General features: G+C 31.8%; 16 protein-coding genes. All 16 read left to right on the top strand.

Annotation, left to right across the window (positions count from 1 at the left end):
- Positions 1-4: 4 nt before the first annotated feature.
- The gene (locus AC13H5_RS12315) at positions 5-1,897 is read left to right on the top strand and encodes a polysaccharide biosynthesis protein (RefSeq protein ID WP_483545887.1); all 1,893 of its coding nucleotides are present in this window, start codon (positions 5-7) and stop codon (positions 1,895-1,897) included.
- A 17-nt stretch (positions 1,898-1,914) separates the two neighbouring features.
- Positions 1,915-2,556 (top strand): sugar transferase, encoded by a 642-nt coding sequence (locus AC13H5_RS12310; protein WP_483545886.1) that lies wholly within the window; start codon positions 1,915-1,917, stop codon positions 2,554-2,556.
- Between the two features lie 72 nt (positions 2,557-2,628).
- Entirely contained in the window at positions 2,629-3,396 is a 768-nt protein-coding gene (locus tag AC13H5_RS12305) for a glycosyltransferase family 2 protein (RefSeq protein WP_483545885.1), read from the top strand.
- A 53-nt stretch (positions 3,397-3,449) separates the two neighbouring features.
- Positions 3,450-4,058, top strand: coding sequence for an acyltransferase (locus AC13H5_RS12300; RefSeq protein WP_483545884.1), 609 nt, complete (start codon positions 3,450-3,452; stop codon positions 4,056-4,058).
- Positions 4,055-4,831 (top strand): glucose-1-phosphate cytidylyltransferase, encoded by a 777-nt coding sequence (rfbF, locus tag AC13H5_RS12295; RefSeq protein WP_483545883.1) that lies wholly within the window; start codon positions 4,055-4,057, stop codon positions 4,829-4,831. Before AC13H5_RS12300 ends, rfbF begins: the two co-directional genes overlap by 4 nt.
- A gap of 1 nt (position 4,832) precedes the next feature.
- The gene (rfbG, locus tag AC13H5_RS12290) at positions 4,833-5,891 is read left to right on the top strand and encodes a CDP-glucose 4,6-dehydratase (RefSeq protein ID WP_483545882.1); all 1,059 of its coding nucleotides are present in this window, start codon (positions 4,833-4,835) and stop codon (positions 5,889-5,891) included.
- Between the two features lie 4 nt (positions 5,892-5,895).
- On the top strand, positions 5,896-6,840 hold the full coding sequence (locus tag AC13H5_RS12285; protein ID WP_483545881.1) for an NAD-dependent epimerase/dehydratase family protein: 945 nt from the start codon (positions 5,896-5,898) through the stop codon (positions 6,838-6,840).
- A complete protein-coding gene (gene rfbC / locus AC13H5_RS12280; RefSeq protein WP_483545880.1) occupies positions 6,830-7,420 on the top strand; it encodes a dTDP-4-dehydrorhamnose 3,5-epimerase in 591 nt (196 codons plus the stop codon). The genes AC13H5_RS12285 and rfbC overlap by 11 nt, the downstream gene beginning before the upstream one ends.
- The gene (locus AC13H5_RS12275) at positions 7,410-8,231 is read left to right on the top strand and encodes a hypothetical protein (protein ID WP_483545879.1); all 822 of its coding nucleotides are present in this window, start codon (positions 7,410-7,412) and stop codon (positions 8,229-8,231) included. Before rfbC ends, AC13H5_RS12275 begins: the two co-directional genes overlap by 11 nt.
- 14 nt (positions 8,232-8,245) lie before the next feature.
- Positions 8,246-9,283: a glycosyltransferase family 4 protein gene (locus AC13H5_RS12270; protein WP_483545878.1), complete on the top strand. Its 1,038-nt coding sequence runs from the start codon at positions 8,246-8,248 to the stop codon at positions 9,281-9,283.
- A gap of 15 nt (positions 9,284-9,298) precedes the next feature.
- Positions 9,299-10,219, top strand: a complete 921-nt coding sequence (locus tag AC13H5_RS12265) for a D-glucuronyl C5-epimerase family protein (RefSeq protein ID WP_483545877.1) — start codon at positions 9,299-9,301, stop codon at positions 10,217-10,219.
- A gap of 33 nt (positions 10,220-10,252) precedes the next feature.
- Complete coding sequence (locus AC13H5_RS12260; protein WP_483545876.1) at positions 10,253-11,362, top strand: glycosyltransferase family 1 protein; 1,110 nt, start codon at positions 10,253-10,255, stop codon at positions 11,360-11,362.
- A gap of 29 nt (positions 11,363-11,391) precedes the next feature.
- Positions 11,392-12,645 (top strand): O-antigen ligase family protein, encoded by a 1,254-nt coding sequence (locus AC13H5_RS12255; protein ID WP_483545875.1) that lies wholly within the window; start codon positions 11,392-11,394, stop codon positions 12,643-12,645.
- Positions 12,646-12,652: 7 nt separating this feature from the next.
- The gene (locus tag AC13H5_RS12250; protein WP_483545874.1) at positions 12,653-13,213 is read left to right on the top strand and encodes an acyltransferase; all 561 of its coding nucleotides are present in this window, start codon (positions 12,653-12,655) and stop codon (positions 13,211-13,213) included.
- The gene (locus tag AC13H5_RS12245; RefSeq protein ID WP_483545873.1) at positions 13,203-14,219 is read left to right on the top strand and encodes a glycosyltransferase family 2 protein; all 1,017 of its coding nucleotides are present in this window, start codon (positions 13,203-13,205) and stop codon (positions 14,217-14,219) included. The genes AC13H5_RS12250 and AC13H5_RS12245 overlap by 11 nt, the downstream gene beginning before the upstream one ends.
- Before the next feature lie 55 nt (positions 14,220-14,274).
- The gene (locus AC13H5_RS12240) at positions 14,275-15,774 is read left to right on the top strand and encodes a lipopolysaccharide biosynthesis protein (RefSeq protein ID WP_483545872.1); all 1,500 of its coding nucleotides are present in this window, start codon (positions 14,275-14,277) and stop codon (positions 15,772-15,774) included.
- The last annotated feature ends 14 nt before the right edge of the window (positions 15,775-15,788 follow it).

Genomic DNA, 15,788 nt, shown 5'->3' with positions numbered 1-15,788 from the left:
GTAATTGTCGATTCCTGAACTAGGTCGAAAATCATTTCGGACAAGTGTATTAGTAGTTCTTGATATTATTGCGATTTTATCTTCTATGTTCGTAACATATTTCTTTTTATATCCAATTGAATTTATTGAAAATGTGGATCGCAATCATTTTGTAGAGTCTGCTTTACTATATAGTGCATTATTCATTCTTATGGCTGGCATCAGTCGCCTTTATCGAGTCGCATGGCGATTCGCGAGTATGTCGGAAGCTATTCGTCTTGCGATAACTCTTTTGATGAGTACATTGACCTTATATGTTCTTCAATTTGCTGTTTACGGAGAAGCGATGGAAAGAATGCTATTCCTTAGTTTTTGTCTATCGCTTCTACTCTTAGGTGGCATTCGTTTAGGTTCAAGGATTTATGTGACGTGGAAACAGGATCGTCGCTTAATCCTAGGTGGAAGAAAGATGAAGCGTCGTAAATCTGAAAAGCGGACATTGATCGTGGGCGCCGGTCAAGCTGGCCGCATGCTCGTCCGCCAAATTAATCAATCCGATAATCACCGTATGAATCCAGTCGGGTTCATTGATGACAATAGTCACCTTCAAAATCTTACTGTGAATGGTGTCAGAGTATTGGGGACGCTTGAACAATTAGAAAGTGTTGTCGAGAGTCATGCGATTGATAAAATTGTGTTTGCTATTCCATCTATGAATTATCAGGACCGACTTGCCGTTATCAAACGGGCAAAAGCACTTTGTACAAATGTACATACGCTACCCATGATTGAGGAAGTGGCAGCGGGTAAAGTCGCTGTCAATCAAATGCGTCAAGTATCAATTGATGACTTGTTAGGCCGTGAACCGGTGGAGCTAGATATTTCAGGAATCCAGTCAGAAGTCGAAGGTAAAACGATTCTTGTAACGGGTGCAGGCGGTTCGATTGGATCAGAGATTTGTCGCCAAATTTTAAAGTTTAAGCCAGAGCGTCTGTTACTACTCGGACATGGTGAAAACAGTATTTATTTGATTGAGCGTGAGTTACGTGAGTTGAACTTAGATGTAGAAATTATTCCAGTGATCGCTGACGTTCAGGACGTTGAACGGTTGCGTAACGTCTTTATGACACATTCACCACATCTAGTTTTCCACGCAGCAGCACACAAACATGTTCCATTGATGGAAGCAAACCCGCACGAAGCGGTCAAAAACAACATTTATGGTACGAAAAATGTCGCTGAAATGGCGGATGAGTATGGAGCGGCGCGATTCGTCATGATTTCAACGGACAAAGCCGTTAACCCGACGAACGTGATGGGATCGACAAAACGAATCGCTGAAATGATTATTCAAAATTTGGCCAAGAAAAGCCGGACAAAATATGCAGTCGTTCGTTTTGGAAACGTACTAGGGAGTCGGGGCTCAGTCATTCCATTATTCAAGGAGCAGATTGAAAAAGGTGGGCCTGTTACGGTAACACATCCTGATATGACGCGATATTTCATGACGATTCCTGAAGCGAGTCGTCTCGTCATTCAAGCTGGTACTCTTGCGGACGGCGGGGAAGTATTTGTTCTCGATATGGGAGAACCCGTAAAAATTGTTGACCTTGCACGTAACATGATTAAATTGAGTGGTTTTTCAGAAGGTCAAATAGCAATTGCTTTCAGTGGGATTCGTCCAGGAGAAAAGATGTTTGAGGAGTTACTGAAAGAAGGCGAAGTTCACCCGGAAGCAGTTTATCCTAAAATTTTTACTGGTATTGTGACGGAAGAGACAAACATGGCTGAGAAACTAGAACGAATGAATGAATTGAAGACAAGTGAAGCACTTGGATTATACCTTGTTAACTGGGCAAACGATTGTCTGGATCTGAATGATCCAAACATAAACAAAGATGTACAAGAGACAGTCTAACAAATGGAGTGTGAATAATGAAGTATAGCGAACAAAAACGGAAATTGGACTTTATTCTTTCTTTAATCGGATTGATTGTGCTGTCACCATTATTTATCGGAATTATGATCGCGATCAAATTAGAATCAAAAGGTCCAGTTTTTTTTAAACAGAAACGTGTCGGAATTGATCAAACGCATTTCAAAATTTTAAAGTTTCGTACGATGCGAGTCGATGCGCCTAAAGATATGCCGACTCATCTATTAACAGATCCAGAGCGATACATTACCAAAACAGGTGTGTTCCTTCGTAAAACAAGTCTAGATGAGTTGCCTCAAATCATAAATATTTTAAAAGGTGATATGGCAGTGATTGGACCACGTCCAGCGCTTTGGAACCAATATGATTTGATTGAAGAACGTGAAAAGTATGGAGCGAATAACGTACTACCCGGTCTTACAGGATGGGCTCAAATCAATGGTCGTGATGAACTTCCTATAGAAATCAAGGCTAAGTTGGATGGTTACTATATTCAGAAGCTTTCATTTTGGATGGATTTTCGCTGTTTTATAGGGACACTTCTAAGTGTCGTTAAGAGTGAGGGTGTTTTAGAAGGTGGCACTGGAAAAATGGCTAAAGAGATTGCTATTACTAAACAGCCAGAAGATAAAGAAATATAGTATTAGTAATAATACACTCAAATAATTTAAGGCGGAAAATCATATGGGATTTTCTAAAGGTAGGTCATGAGGATGATACAAAATAATATAATGTCAGAAAATAAGGTTTCAATAATAATGCCTGCTTTTAATTCACAGGAATTTATAGTAGAGGCGATTGAGTCGGTTATAAATCAAACATATACTAACTGGGAATTAATAATAATTGACGATTGCTCACAAGATAGTACATTTGAAATAATTGAAAAATTTTCTTCTTTAGATTCTAGAATATCTATAATTAAAAATGTTAATAATTCAGGTGCAGCTATATCGAGAAACAAAGGAATTAATTATGCATCAGGCGATTATATTGCTTTTTTAGATAGTGATGATATTTGGTTTCCTGAGAAATTAGCTGTCCAAATTAGGTTTATGGAACGCTATGGACATAATTTCACATGCACAAGTTATAATAAGATTAATGAAAGAGGAGAATCACTAAATAAAACCATCCTAGCAAAAAAATATAGTGACCATTGGGGATTATTAAAAACTTGTCCAGGAAATTCTACGGTTATCTACAATGCTAAAGTATTAGGGAAATTTGAAATTCCAGATTTTAAAAAAAGAAATGATTATTTAATGTGGTTACAAATAATTAAAATAGAGAAAAAAATAATAGGGATTGAAAGAACGCTTACAAGCCATCGAATACGCATAAACTCAATTTCGAGTAATAAAGTCTCTTTATTAAACTATCATTGGAAAATTTATAGAGATATTGAAAAACTTTCATTCACAAAGTCTATGTATCTTTTAATTTATTGGGTTTTCATGACTTTTTTTAAATTGAGATAGAGTTTGATCTGATATAAATCATTGATGCAAGTAAAATGAGGAAGGTATTTTTAATGAGAAAAGAGCATAAGATGTTTTTAAAAAAGCTATTTATGATTGTAGTACAGACTAAATTATTACTAACTGCAAATGAAATTGGGAAAAATTGTTTTGTGGGAAAAAGACTCTCAATAAATAATGCAAGATACCTCACTCTAAAAGAGGGTGTTAGGATTGGAAATGATGCAAGAATAAGTTTTTATGAAAATTTTAATGGGCAAAAATTATATCCGGAATTAATGATTGGGGAAAACTCATATATTGGCAATCACTTCACAGTATTAAGTGCGGATAAAGTTAAAATCGGAAAAAATGTTCTTATCGCAAGTTACGTAATGATTAGTTCTGAGAATCATGGAATTGATCCAGAATCAGATTTAGGATATGGAAAACAGTCACTAATTACGAAGCCAGTAATTATAGACGACGGAGTGTGGATTGGTGAAAAAGTATCGATTTTGCCTGGTGTTACTATAGGTAAAAAATCTATCATTGGTACAGGAAGTGTGGTGACAAATAGCGTACCTCCTTACACAATAGTAGTGGGGATTCCTGCAAAAGTAATAAAAAAATATAATTTCCAAACTAAAAAATGGGAAAAAATAGGAGATGTTGAGAGATGAAAGTTGTTATTTTAGCTGGTGGTTTTGGTACAAGAATCAGTGAAGAAAGTCATTTAAAGCCAAAGCCAATGATTGAGTTAGATGGGAAGCCAATTCTATGGCACATTATGAAATATTATTCTTCCCATGGATATAATGAATTTATTATTTGTTGTGGATATAAGCAATATGTCATCAAAGAATTTTTTGCGAATTATTATTTACATATGGCGGATGTAACTTTTGATTTCTCATCGAAAAATGAAATGAGTGTCCACACTAATGGAACAGAACCTTGGAAAGTTACTTTAGTGGATACAGGTTTGCACACAATGACTGGGGGGCGCATAAAACGAGTTAAAGATTATATTGGTGATGAACCGTTTATGTTGACATATGGTGATGGAGTATCAAACGTTGATATTAATAAACTTGTAGAATTTCATGATTCCCATGGGAAAATGGTAACGTTAACTGCAATTCAACCTGGAAGTAGATTCGGAACTTTGGATATAGCTGAAAATGGTCAAATAAATAAATTCAAAGAAAAATCTAAAGAGGATGGCGGATGGATTAATGCTGGATTCATGGTCTTAAATCCTGACGTATTTAACTATATAGAAGGTGATGATACGGTATTTGAGCAACATCCTCTAGAGAGAATTGCTGAAGAAGGAAATTTAAAATCTTTTAAACATTCAGGTTTTTGGCAATGTATGGATACACTAAGAGATAAACAATTACTAGAAGAATTGTTAGAAAATAATGTCGCTCCATGGAAGGTATGGGAATAAAATGACTCAAGATATAAGGGAGTTTTTTAATAACAAGAAAGTACTCGTAACAGGGCATACAGGTTTCAAAGGAATCTGGTTGACTAAAGTTCTAGTGAGTTTTGGTGCGGATGTAGTAGGTTATTCTTTAGAAAATCATCCTACAATAAATTTGTATAACTCAAGTGGCATTTCAGAAAAAATTCAGTCTGTAATTGGGGATATTAGAGATTTCGATAAATTATATAAGGTTTTCCGTGAGACATCGCCTGAAATTGTTTTTCATTTAGCCGCTCAACCACTAGTCATCGAGTCATACAATAACCCTGTTAATACTTACGAAGTAAATGTAATGGGTACAGTGAATATCTTAGAATGCATCAGAAAGACTGAGAGTGTCAAATCATTTCTTAATGTAACAACAGACAAAGTATATGAGAACAATGAATGGGACTGGGGATATAGAGAGAATGATAGATTAAATGGGTTCGATCCGTATTCAAATAGCAAATCTTGTTCCGAGTTGATAACCGATAGCTATATAAAATCTTTTTTTAATGAAAGAGAAATAGCTATTTCTACAGCCAGAGCAGGAAATGTAATTGGGGGTGGGGATTTTTCTCCAAATCGAATAATACCTGATTGTATTAGAGCTGTTAGTAATAACGAAACAATTGTAGTTAGAAATCCTAGATCAATACGCCCTTACCAGCATGTACTTGATCCAATCTATGCATACATGTTGATTGCAATGAAGCAACATGATGATAGAAGTAATATGGGCTTTTATAACGTAGGACCAGATGATAAAGACTGTGTGACCACGGAAACTTTGGTTAACCTATTTTGTGATCGGTGGGGTCCGGAGGCCATCTGGATGTCTAAAAATATAGAAGGACCGCATGAAGCAAAATTTTTAAAACTAGATTGTTCAAAAATAAAAAACAAATTAGAATGGGAACCAAAGTTAAGTATTGATAATGCAGTTGCAATGTCGATAGAGTGGTCAAAAGCCTATGAAGCAAATGAAGATATAACTGAAATTATGGATAAGCAAATTAAAAATGTGTTTTCAAGGTGAGTCAATGATAAAAGCCGAAAAAATAAAAAGCGTAGTTATTACAGGAGCAAATGGATTTGTGGGCTCGTGGTTGTGTAAAAAATTTAGTGACAATAAAATTGATGTATTTGCAATTGTCAGAAATGAGAACTCTGATATTTCAAATATAGATAAGCTTCCTCAAGTTAAAGTAATATATTGTGACCTAGAAAATATTAAATTATTACCTCAACTGATTCCCGAAGAAAAGGTAGATTTATTCTACCATTTAGCTTGGGAAGGAGCAGGCGGGGATTTAAGGTCTAATTATTCTGTGCAACTAAATAATGTACGTTACACATGTGACTGTGTAGAGGTAGCAAGTAAATTAAAGTGTAAAAAAATATTAGTTTCAGGTACTGTTTCTGAACACATAGCAGCTAATTACAAAGAAATAAAGAATATATCACCAAATATAATTTATGGAGCATGCAAAAAATTTGCTTTGGAATTATTAGATATTCAATGTAAAAAGTATAATATCCCTTATGTATGGATGAGGATAGCTAACGTCTACGGACCAAATAGTAATAATGGAAATATCGTAGAATATACATTAAAAGCCTTTATGAATGAAGAAATTCCTAGCTACTCACCAGGTGATCAATATTACGATTTAATTTATATCGAAGATCTTGCAAACGCAATGTATTTATTGAGTATAAATTCTTTAACTAAAAATATCTATTATATTGGAAGTGGGGAACCCCAAAAATTAAAAGACTATATATTAAATATGAAAGATATATATGGAGGTAATTCAACTGTAGATTTGGGATCAAGACCAGATGACGGTGTAAAATACTCTAAAACCTGGTATGAAATTGAAGATTTATCTAACGAAACCGGTTTTGAAACAAGAACTTCATTCAAATCAGGAATTACTAGTACATTAAATTGGATGAAAAGGAGTAAAGAATATGGGATTTAATTTTTCGGAAACATCAATTAAAGGATTGGTATTAATTGAACCTCATTTTTTTATGGATGATAGAGGTTACTTTATAAAAGATTTTGAAGAAGAAGAATTCAGAAGAGCAAATTTGCCAATAGTATTTTCTGAGACAAATGAATCTAAATCTAAAAAAGGTACGCTCAGAGGTTTACACTTTCAAGAAAATAATCCTCAAGGAAAAATAGTGAGAGTAATAAAAGGTGCTGTGTACGATATTGTTGTAGATTTAAGAAAAGAATCAGAAAGCTTTGGAAAATGGGAAGGTTTCTATCTTACTGAAAGTAATAGAAAAATGCTTTATATTCCAGAAAATTTTGCACATGGTTTCTTAACTTTAGAGGACGATACAATTTTCAATTATAAATGTACTAGCAAATATATTCCTACAGATGACAGTGGGATACTTTGGAATGACGAAACACTTCAAATTAAATGGCCACTAAACTTAATAGGTGAAAATTTAATCATTTCAGATAAAGATCGAAAACTTCAAAAATTTAATGAATTTGTATATAAACAAAATAAAAAGTATCAGGAGGATAATTTTGGAATCTGAAAAGAATTTTAACAATATGGCTATAGTCATCGTGTCTTATGATGGCTATAGTGACCTATGGAACGATTTTTTTCAACTTCTTGAAGTAAATTGGCCAGATAATCCATTCAATGTTTATTTAATTAACAACGAAATGCAGCCTACCATTGACAATGTAAAGATTGTGAATACAGCTAAAAATGCTGAATGGAGTACTAGGGCTAGAATGGGTCTTGAAAAAATCGAAGAAAAATATATTTGTTTATTGCTTGAAGATTTTTATATTGGCTCTAAGATAAATACTCATCAAGTCATTGAAACTTTAAAATTCATAGAATCTAAAAAGGTAAATTATTATAAATTAAATAGCTTTTCCAATATTCGAAGTCGTAAATTTGAAAACAAGTCTCATATTCAAAAGATACCTTCAACTTTGCATTATGGAATTAGTTTACAGGCTGCAATTTGGAATAAGGAATTTCTCTTAGATAAAATTGGAGGAGGCAGTTATAATGCTTGGCAATTTGAAATTGATCGAATTGAAGAAGTGCCAAGTAATCAGGATAAATATTTAGAAAATTGTTTCTACGATAATAGAAACATTTTAAATATTTGTCATGTAGTTGTGCAGGGTAAGGTATTACCTTCGGCAGTCAAATACTTTAAGAGAAAAGGAATGAGTTTACATAGCAATCGTGAAGTCATGAAAAAAATCGATTATTATTTTTATAAATCTAAATTCTTTGGTGTTAATTACTTCCCTTTAAAATTTAGAAAAACGCTTAAATATTTTATGGTGAAATTTGGAGCAGATTTCGTAACTAAAAAGTGAATAGTGGTGAAGAAATGAAAATTGGCATAGTAGGTGTCTATGGAGAGGGTCAAGACTTCTCAGGAGGACAGCCTGTAAAAACTAATTTGATAATAGAAGGAATGCAAGAAATTTACGGTGTTGATAATGTAAGCACCGTTAATACATTTGAATTAAAGAAAAATAAATTTAAATTTTTAAAGGGAATATTTTTATTGGTTAGAAATTGTGAGAATATCTTAATTTTGCCAGCTAGAAATGGCATTCAAATTCTTGCTGTCATGTTATTGATTTTGAATCTATTTTATAAGCGAAAACTACATTATATAGTAATTGGAGGATGGATTGGAGAGCTATTATCTAATAAAAAAATTTTGATAAAAATGCTTGATGAATTTGTTGGTATTTATGTTGAGACAACAAAAATGAAAAAAGATTTAAATGAACTAGGACTAAATAATGTTCATGTTATGTACAATTATAAAGTTTTAGAAAGAGTACCTATTGAAGAGATAAACTACAATCTTGCTACGCCGTATCAGTTGTGTACATTTTCAAGAGTAGTAAAAGAAAAAGGCCTTGAAGATGCTATTGCTTCAGTAATGGAAGTGAATAGAACATTAGGCTACGAAGCATTTTGTTTAGACATATTTGGTTATATAGATTCTTCTTATAGAGATAGATTTTTTGAAATAATAAAAGGGGCGCCAAAGTATATCAGGTATTGTGGCACTAAAAAACCAACAGAGTCAGTTGAGGTTATTAAAAACTATTTTATGCTAGTTTTTCCTACACGCTATAAAACGGAAGGCATTCCTGGGACGATTATTGATAGTTATTTTGCTGGTGTGCCAGTCCTATCATCGAGGTGGGATAGTTTTTCAGATGTAATTGAAGAAGGCGTTACAGGATTAGGTTACAACTTCAAACAAAAAGAAGATCTTGTTTGTAAATTAATAGAAATCGAGAAAAACCCCCAAGAAGTAATGAAAATGAGATTAAATTGTAGGGAAATAGCCCAAAAATATACAAAAGAACATGTGTTAGAAAAATTTGTGGAAAACATACACTAATGAGGTTTACATCAAATGAAAAATATTAATATCTATAATTTAAAAAGATGGTACAAGATGTTTATTGGAAAGAGTATTTTTCATGTTCAACAGAACCGAGGATTAATATATTCAAAAAATGAAGTAAGAGGTTACTATAATGATTTGACTCAAAAAGTATTAGTGTTAGATAAGGAATTGGTTTCGAAAGTACCGACTATAAAACTAGAAGATAATAGCGAAATCATATTTCCGATTTCTGTGTTTCAACACGGTTTAGGTGCATACGATTTATATCTTTTAACACAAGAAAGAAAGTATTTACTTTCTTTTCAAACAATGGTGAAATGGGCAATTATGAATCAACAAGAAGATGGTTCATGGAATAATTTCTTCTATGTCTATCCAAAACACCCTTACTCATCTATGGCTCAAGGCGAAGGTGTATCTTTGTTAGTAAGAGCCTATGTTGAATTTGGAGAAGAAGAGTATTTGATAAAAGCAAAAAAAGCTTTAGATTTTATGTTACTATCTATAAAAAATGGTGGAACAACACTATATAGTGATGATCTTAATGATGTTTTTTTTATGGAATATACCCATAAACAACCTGTTCTAAATGGATGGATATTTTCTATCTTTGGATTACATGATTATTGGTTAGTCACGAAAGAAGAATCTTATTTAAAAATTTTAAAAAAATCGATGTTAACTTTGGAAAGAAATATTCATAAATTTGATAATGGGTATTGGAGTATGTACGATTTAGATTCACATGTAGCCAGTTCCTTTTATCATAATTTGCACATTGCACAATTAAAGGTACTCAATGACTTTTACAATTCTAGTGAAATTTTAAAATACTTAAATAAATGGACAGAATATCAAGTTTCAAAGAAAAATAAATATAAAGCTTTTATTATTAAGGCTTCCCAAAAAATATTAGAGCGTGACTAGAGGGTCATGCTTTTGAGAGGACAGTTCATTTAAATGACTAATAACCCAAAAAGGATTTTATGTATTGTGGGAAGTATGGATGCTGGTGGGGCGGAAACTTTTTTAATGAAACTATATAGAAGTTTCGATCGTACTCAAATCCAGTTTGACTTTTACGTATCTTCTCCACATAAAGGACTTTATGAAGATGAAATAGTTGAGATGGGAGGGAAGATATTTAGATCTTTTCCTAAGTCAAAAGGTGTTTTTAAGTCCTTAAACCGTTTGAAGCGTGTAGTTAAACAAGAAGAATATCACTATGTCATGAGGGTTTCACAACACTCATTATCCGCTTTAGATTTAATAGTGGCAAAGATGGGTGGGGCAAAACATTTAATTTATCGTTCTAGTAACTCAAAAACTGGTGGCGGATCAATCAATCAAATTTTGCATAAGGTTTTTAAGTTCCTTCCAATGTTCGTTCCTACATTAAGAATAGCACCTTCTACTGAAGCTGCGGAATTTATGTTCGGAAAAAGAATGGTGAAGAAAAATAAGGTTCATATTGTAAAAAATGGAATTCCGTTAGATATTTTTGATTTTAATTTAAACACAAGAATTCTTATGCGTAAAGAGTTAAATATAAACGACAGTACCCTTTTAATTGGTCATGTTGGTAGATTCGTAACTCAAAAAAATCATTTATTCTTAATCAAAATATTTGATGAAATTTTGAAAAAAAATGAGGATAGCATATTGATTTTAGTAGGTATAGGAGAATTAGAAACTAAGATTAAAGATACAGTAATTAAACATGGCTTAGAAAAGAAAGTCAGGTTTCTTGGAGTGAGAAAAGATGTTCCTGATTTAATGATGGCTATGGATTTATTCATATTTCCTTCTTTTTATGAGGGAATGCCTAATACTGTAATTGAATCTCAAGCTACAGGTTTGCCTTGTGTCATTTCTGATCAAATTACTAAAGAGGTTCAAATTACTCCACACATTAAATCTCTTTCTCTAAGTTCGCATCCTAAAAAGTGGGCTGAAGTCTCTATCTCACTGGCAGGAGACGAGAGTAGAAGTAATAGTAAAATTTACGTTGAAGAAAAAGGATATAGTATAAAAAAATCTGCTGACAAATTTAAAGAATTAGTTTTTTAAAGTGACTTCTGTGGACAAGGTGGGGAGATATGAAAGATATTAGAGTTGAAGAAGTGGTGTCTAAAAAGCAAAGTAATTTACAACGGAATTTTTATTTTTTGTTTACTGTATATGTTTCTTCGATTTATGTATTCTCTTTTAGAGCTGAATACAATACTATATCTAACGCTCTTTTCTTAGTTATATTAGGTTATTCGGTTTTGAAAATCATTCAATCTTTAACTATACATTTAGATAAATATTTTATTGCGTTAATTTCATTCGTTTTATATTCTTATATATCTATACTATGGACGCCTATACAAGCTAATGGAATAATTATAAGTAATACTCTCTCAACTCTTATGCTATTGAGTTTTTTAACTTTTCAAGGGTTCATTAACGTACAAAAAGGTCTTGAAAAGCTATTAATCTCTCTATATATTTCGGGTATGATAATGTGCGTATATACTATATTCCTATATAATCCTATAAACTTTTTAAACTCTATATTCAGTGGTCAACGTTTAGGTAGTGAAGTGAATCAGGCCAACATTTTAGGTATGTATGCGGCGTATACTACAGTTCTAAATGTGTATTTAGGAATTACGAAGAAGAACATTATAATTGCTGTACTTTCTATAGTGCCTTTTCTTGTAACAGTTTCAAGCGGGAGCAGGACAGGTATACTTATATGTTTACTAGGAATTGCTTTATTTTTGATATTAAAAGATGGAATGAAAGAGTTTTTCAAAGGTACAATATTTGGCGTATTTTCCCTTTTAATTATGTATGTGATAATTAATATGTCAATTTTCAGTAATATAACTTCTAGATTTCAGAATTTGTTTAATATTTTTGGAGATAGTTCTTATGTAGACTCCTCAACCAATATTAGGATTTTTATGATTCAATATGGATTGGATTTGTTTTTTGAAAAGCCGTTTATAGGATATGGTGCAAATAGTTCTCAACATTTGTTATCCTTAGTCTCAAGTTATAACTCATATTTACATAACAATTATGTAGAGTTGTTAGTCAACTACGGAGCAATTGGTTTTTTATTATTTTACTCTGTTTATATTTACGTATTTGTAAAAGCTATACCACTTTTGCAGATGAAAAATCCTCATTTGGCTGTAACAATTACTATACTATTAATGACTTTGATGGCTGATTTTGGAACAGTTTCTTATTATAGAAAACTTACATTTATTCTCTTAACATTAGGTGTTATAGCTGTGAATTATAAAACTAATGAATCTATAAGACGTGACTGTAATAAGAAATTACAAGGAGGATAACTATTGCATGAATATATTAAAAAGGGTTTACTTGAGTTTAATATTAAAATTTGCTTCACCTGTAAAAAGAGGTAGTTTAATAAAAAATAAAATATTAAAGGATACGAAAATCGGATCGAATTTTCAAGTGCATCAAAATGTGAATTTTGGGAGTGAACCATATCTTATAGAGCTTGGGAACGACGTTCGAATTACTTCTGGAGTAACCTTTGTAACTCATGATGGAGGTATGTGGGTGCTTAGAAACAACGGAATGTTAACAGATGCAGATCTTTTTGGAAAAATTAAAATTGGAAATAATGTCCATGTAGGTATAAATTCAATCATTATGCCTAATGTAAACATTGGACATAATGTTGTAATAGGTGCTGGATCTATAGTAACAAAAAATATTCCATCAAACTCTATAGCGGCTGGTGTTCCAGCTAGAGTACTTAGCTCAATTGACGAATATTATTCAAAATATAAAAGTAAAGTTGATGTGACTAAACAACTAAATTCACAAGATAAAAAAGAATATTTACTTAACAAATTTGATGGAGAGGAAAAAAAACATAGTGAAATTTAGTGTCTTAATACCAGTATATAATGCGGGGAAATATCTTGAGCATTGCATAGAATCGGTGTTGAATCAATCTTATAAAAACTTTGAAATAATATTAGTTGATGATGGATCAACAGACAATAGCTTGAATATCTGTAAAAGGTATACTGATGATTTGAAAATTAAAACTATCACTCAAAAAAATAAGGGGCAATTTTTTGCTCGCCAAAGAGCTTTAAGCGAAGCAAAAGGAGAGTACTGTATTTTTTTAGACTCGGATGACTACTGGCATAGCAATTTACTATTAAGAGTACATGAAACTATAAAGACATATGATAGTGATCTTGTGATTTTTCGATATACAAAAGTTTCAGATAATGGAGAGGTATTATTTACTTCTCCATCTACTTTTGAAAATCATACTTTATTTGATGTAAGTAATAAAGAAGAATTGTTCAAGGTGATGTCAAATAGCTTTGATTTAAATAACCTGGTTTGCAAAGCATTTAGAAGAAATATTGTTAATAAAGATTTCTTTAAATACTACAATAATATTAGGATTCGAAACGGTGAAGATTTACTACAATCGTTATCTTTGATTTCTAATGCAAATACCATTTGTTATGTAAATCAAACCCTGTATTTTTACAGATACAATACATCGAGTGTAAGTAATACTTTGAACATTAACATATTAAATGACATTACTACTGTAAGAAAGTCACTTTTAAAATATATGACAGTTCACCACTGTGATTCGGAAGAAAATAAAAGAGAATTATATACTTTTTATCTGAAAATATTGCTCAAAAATCTACACGTTGTGTATCTTTCGAATCATAAATTTTATGAAAAAAAACAAGCTTTAGAAGCAATTAAAAAAGAAGATTTTTATATTCAAGCTATCAAATATGTAAAACTAAGAAATCTGAACTCAAAAGAAATTCTACGTTTTTTATTATACAGAAGTAATTTGACTGCATTGTTTTTGCTAGAAAGTATTATGGAATCAGGTCGGAAATTCAAATGATATAAAAATAAACTTTCAGTTTAGGCATGTTAAATTTTGGAGGGGAAGAATAGTAATGCGCAGTAAAAAAGCAATAATTAATGTAGGAGTTACATTATCGCTTCGGCTTGTAGCTATTGTTGCAGGACTTATAGTTCCCCAACTAATAATAAATAATTATGGGTCTAGTACAAACGGATTAATAGTCTCGATTACTCAGTTTATGGGTTATATTGTGTTATTGGAGGCCGGAGTAGGTGGAGTTGTAAGAGCGGCTCTTTATAAACCACTGGCACAAAGAGAAATGAGAGAAGTCACTTCCATACTCAAAGAATCAGAAATCTTTTTCAGAAAAATTGCTTACATTTTTTTAGTTTACATATTAGCCTTGGGATTGATCTATCCAAGACTTGTTTCAGATGAATTTGAAGTAATTTACACAATAAGTTTACTTCTGATAATAGGAATAAGTGTTTTTTTTCAGTATTATTTTGGTATTACATATCAAATTTTACTTTATGCGGATCAGCGCCAATATGTTATCTCTTTTTTACAAATTGTAACTCTTATTATTAATACACTTATGACCATAATACTAATAAAATTAGATTTCACAATACATTTGGTACTTTTAATATCTTCGATTGGTCATGTGATACGTCCGCTTGTTTTATATTATTACGTAAAGAAAAGCTATGAATTGTCTAACTTTAAAGAGGTCTCTCCACAAAAAATCACTCAGAAATGGGATGGTATAGGCCATCATTTAGCTTTTTTGATTCATAATAATACAGATGTAGCGATACTAACGATTTTTACTGATATTAAAGAAGTCTCCGTGTACTCTATTTATTTTTTAATTATTTCTAGTGTACAGTCTATCACAATCACTTTTGCCTCTGGAGTAGAAGCTTCGTTTGGAAATATGATTGCTAAACGAGAAATTGAAGCATTAAGGAAAAATTTTAAAGTATATGAGTTTATAACTTTCACAATCACCACAATACTGTTCACTAGCTTATTTATACTTATCCTGCCGTTTGTTAATCTATATACGGAAGGAGTAGATGACGTAAATTACTATAGACCATTATTTGCGTATACTTTAATTTTTGCGGGTTTATTCTATTGTATCCGGTTACCCTATAACTCAGTTACTTTAGCTGCAGGACATTATAAAGAGACGAAGAGAGGCGCTCTTTTAGAAGCGATTATTAATGTTTCGATATCAGTAATTTTAGTAAACTATTATGGGATTGTTGGTGTAGCTGTTGGAACACTTATTGCTATGTTGTTTAGGACTTTGCAGTATGTTCATTATTCTTCAAAATTCATTTTAATTAGTAGTCCAGTCCAGTTCTATAAAAACTTATTTCTTTACTTTTTGACCGGATTAATAACAATTCTTACTATTAATATTTTTGACTATGAGGTTAACGATTATGGTGATTGGATTTTATACGCAATATTAACAGGATTAATTTCATCTATATTTACCTCTTTTACAGGGTTGTTATTTTACTTTAGTGAATTAAAGTATGTTATTTACACGTTAAAACGAGTGTTTAAAAAATAAAATTAATAATTAGA

The organism is Exiguobacterium sp. FD-YE-25-4, assembly GCF_057004685.1.
Note: the sequence above shows the minus strand (reverse complement) of the source record. Positions and strands in the feature narration are given on the sequence as shown.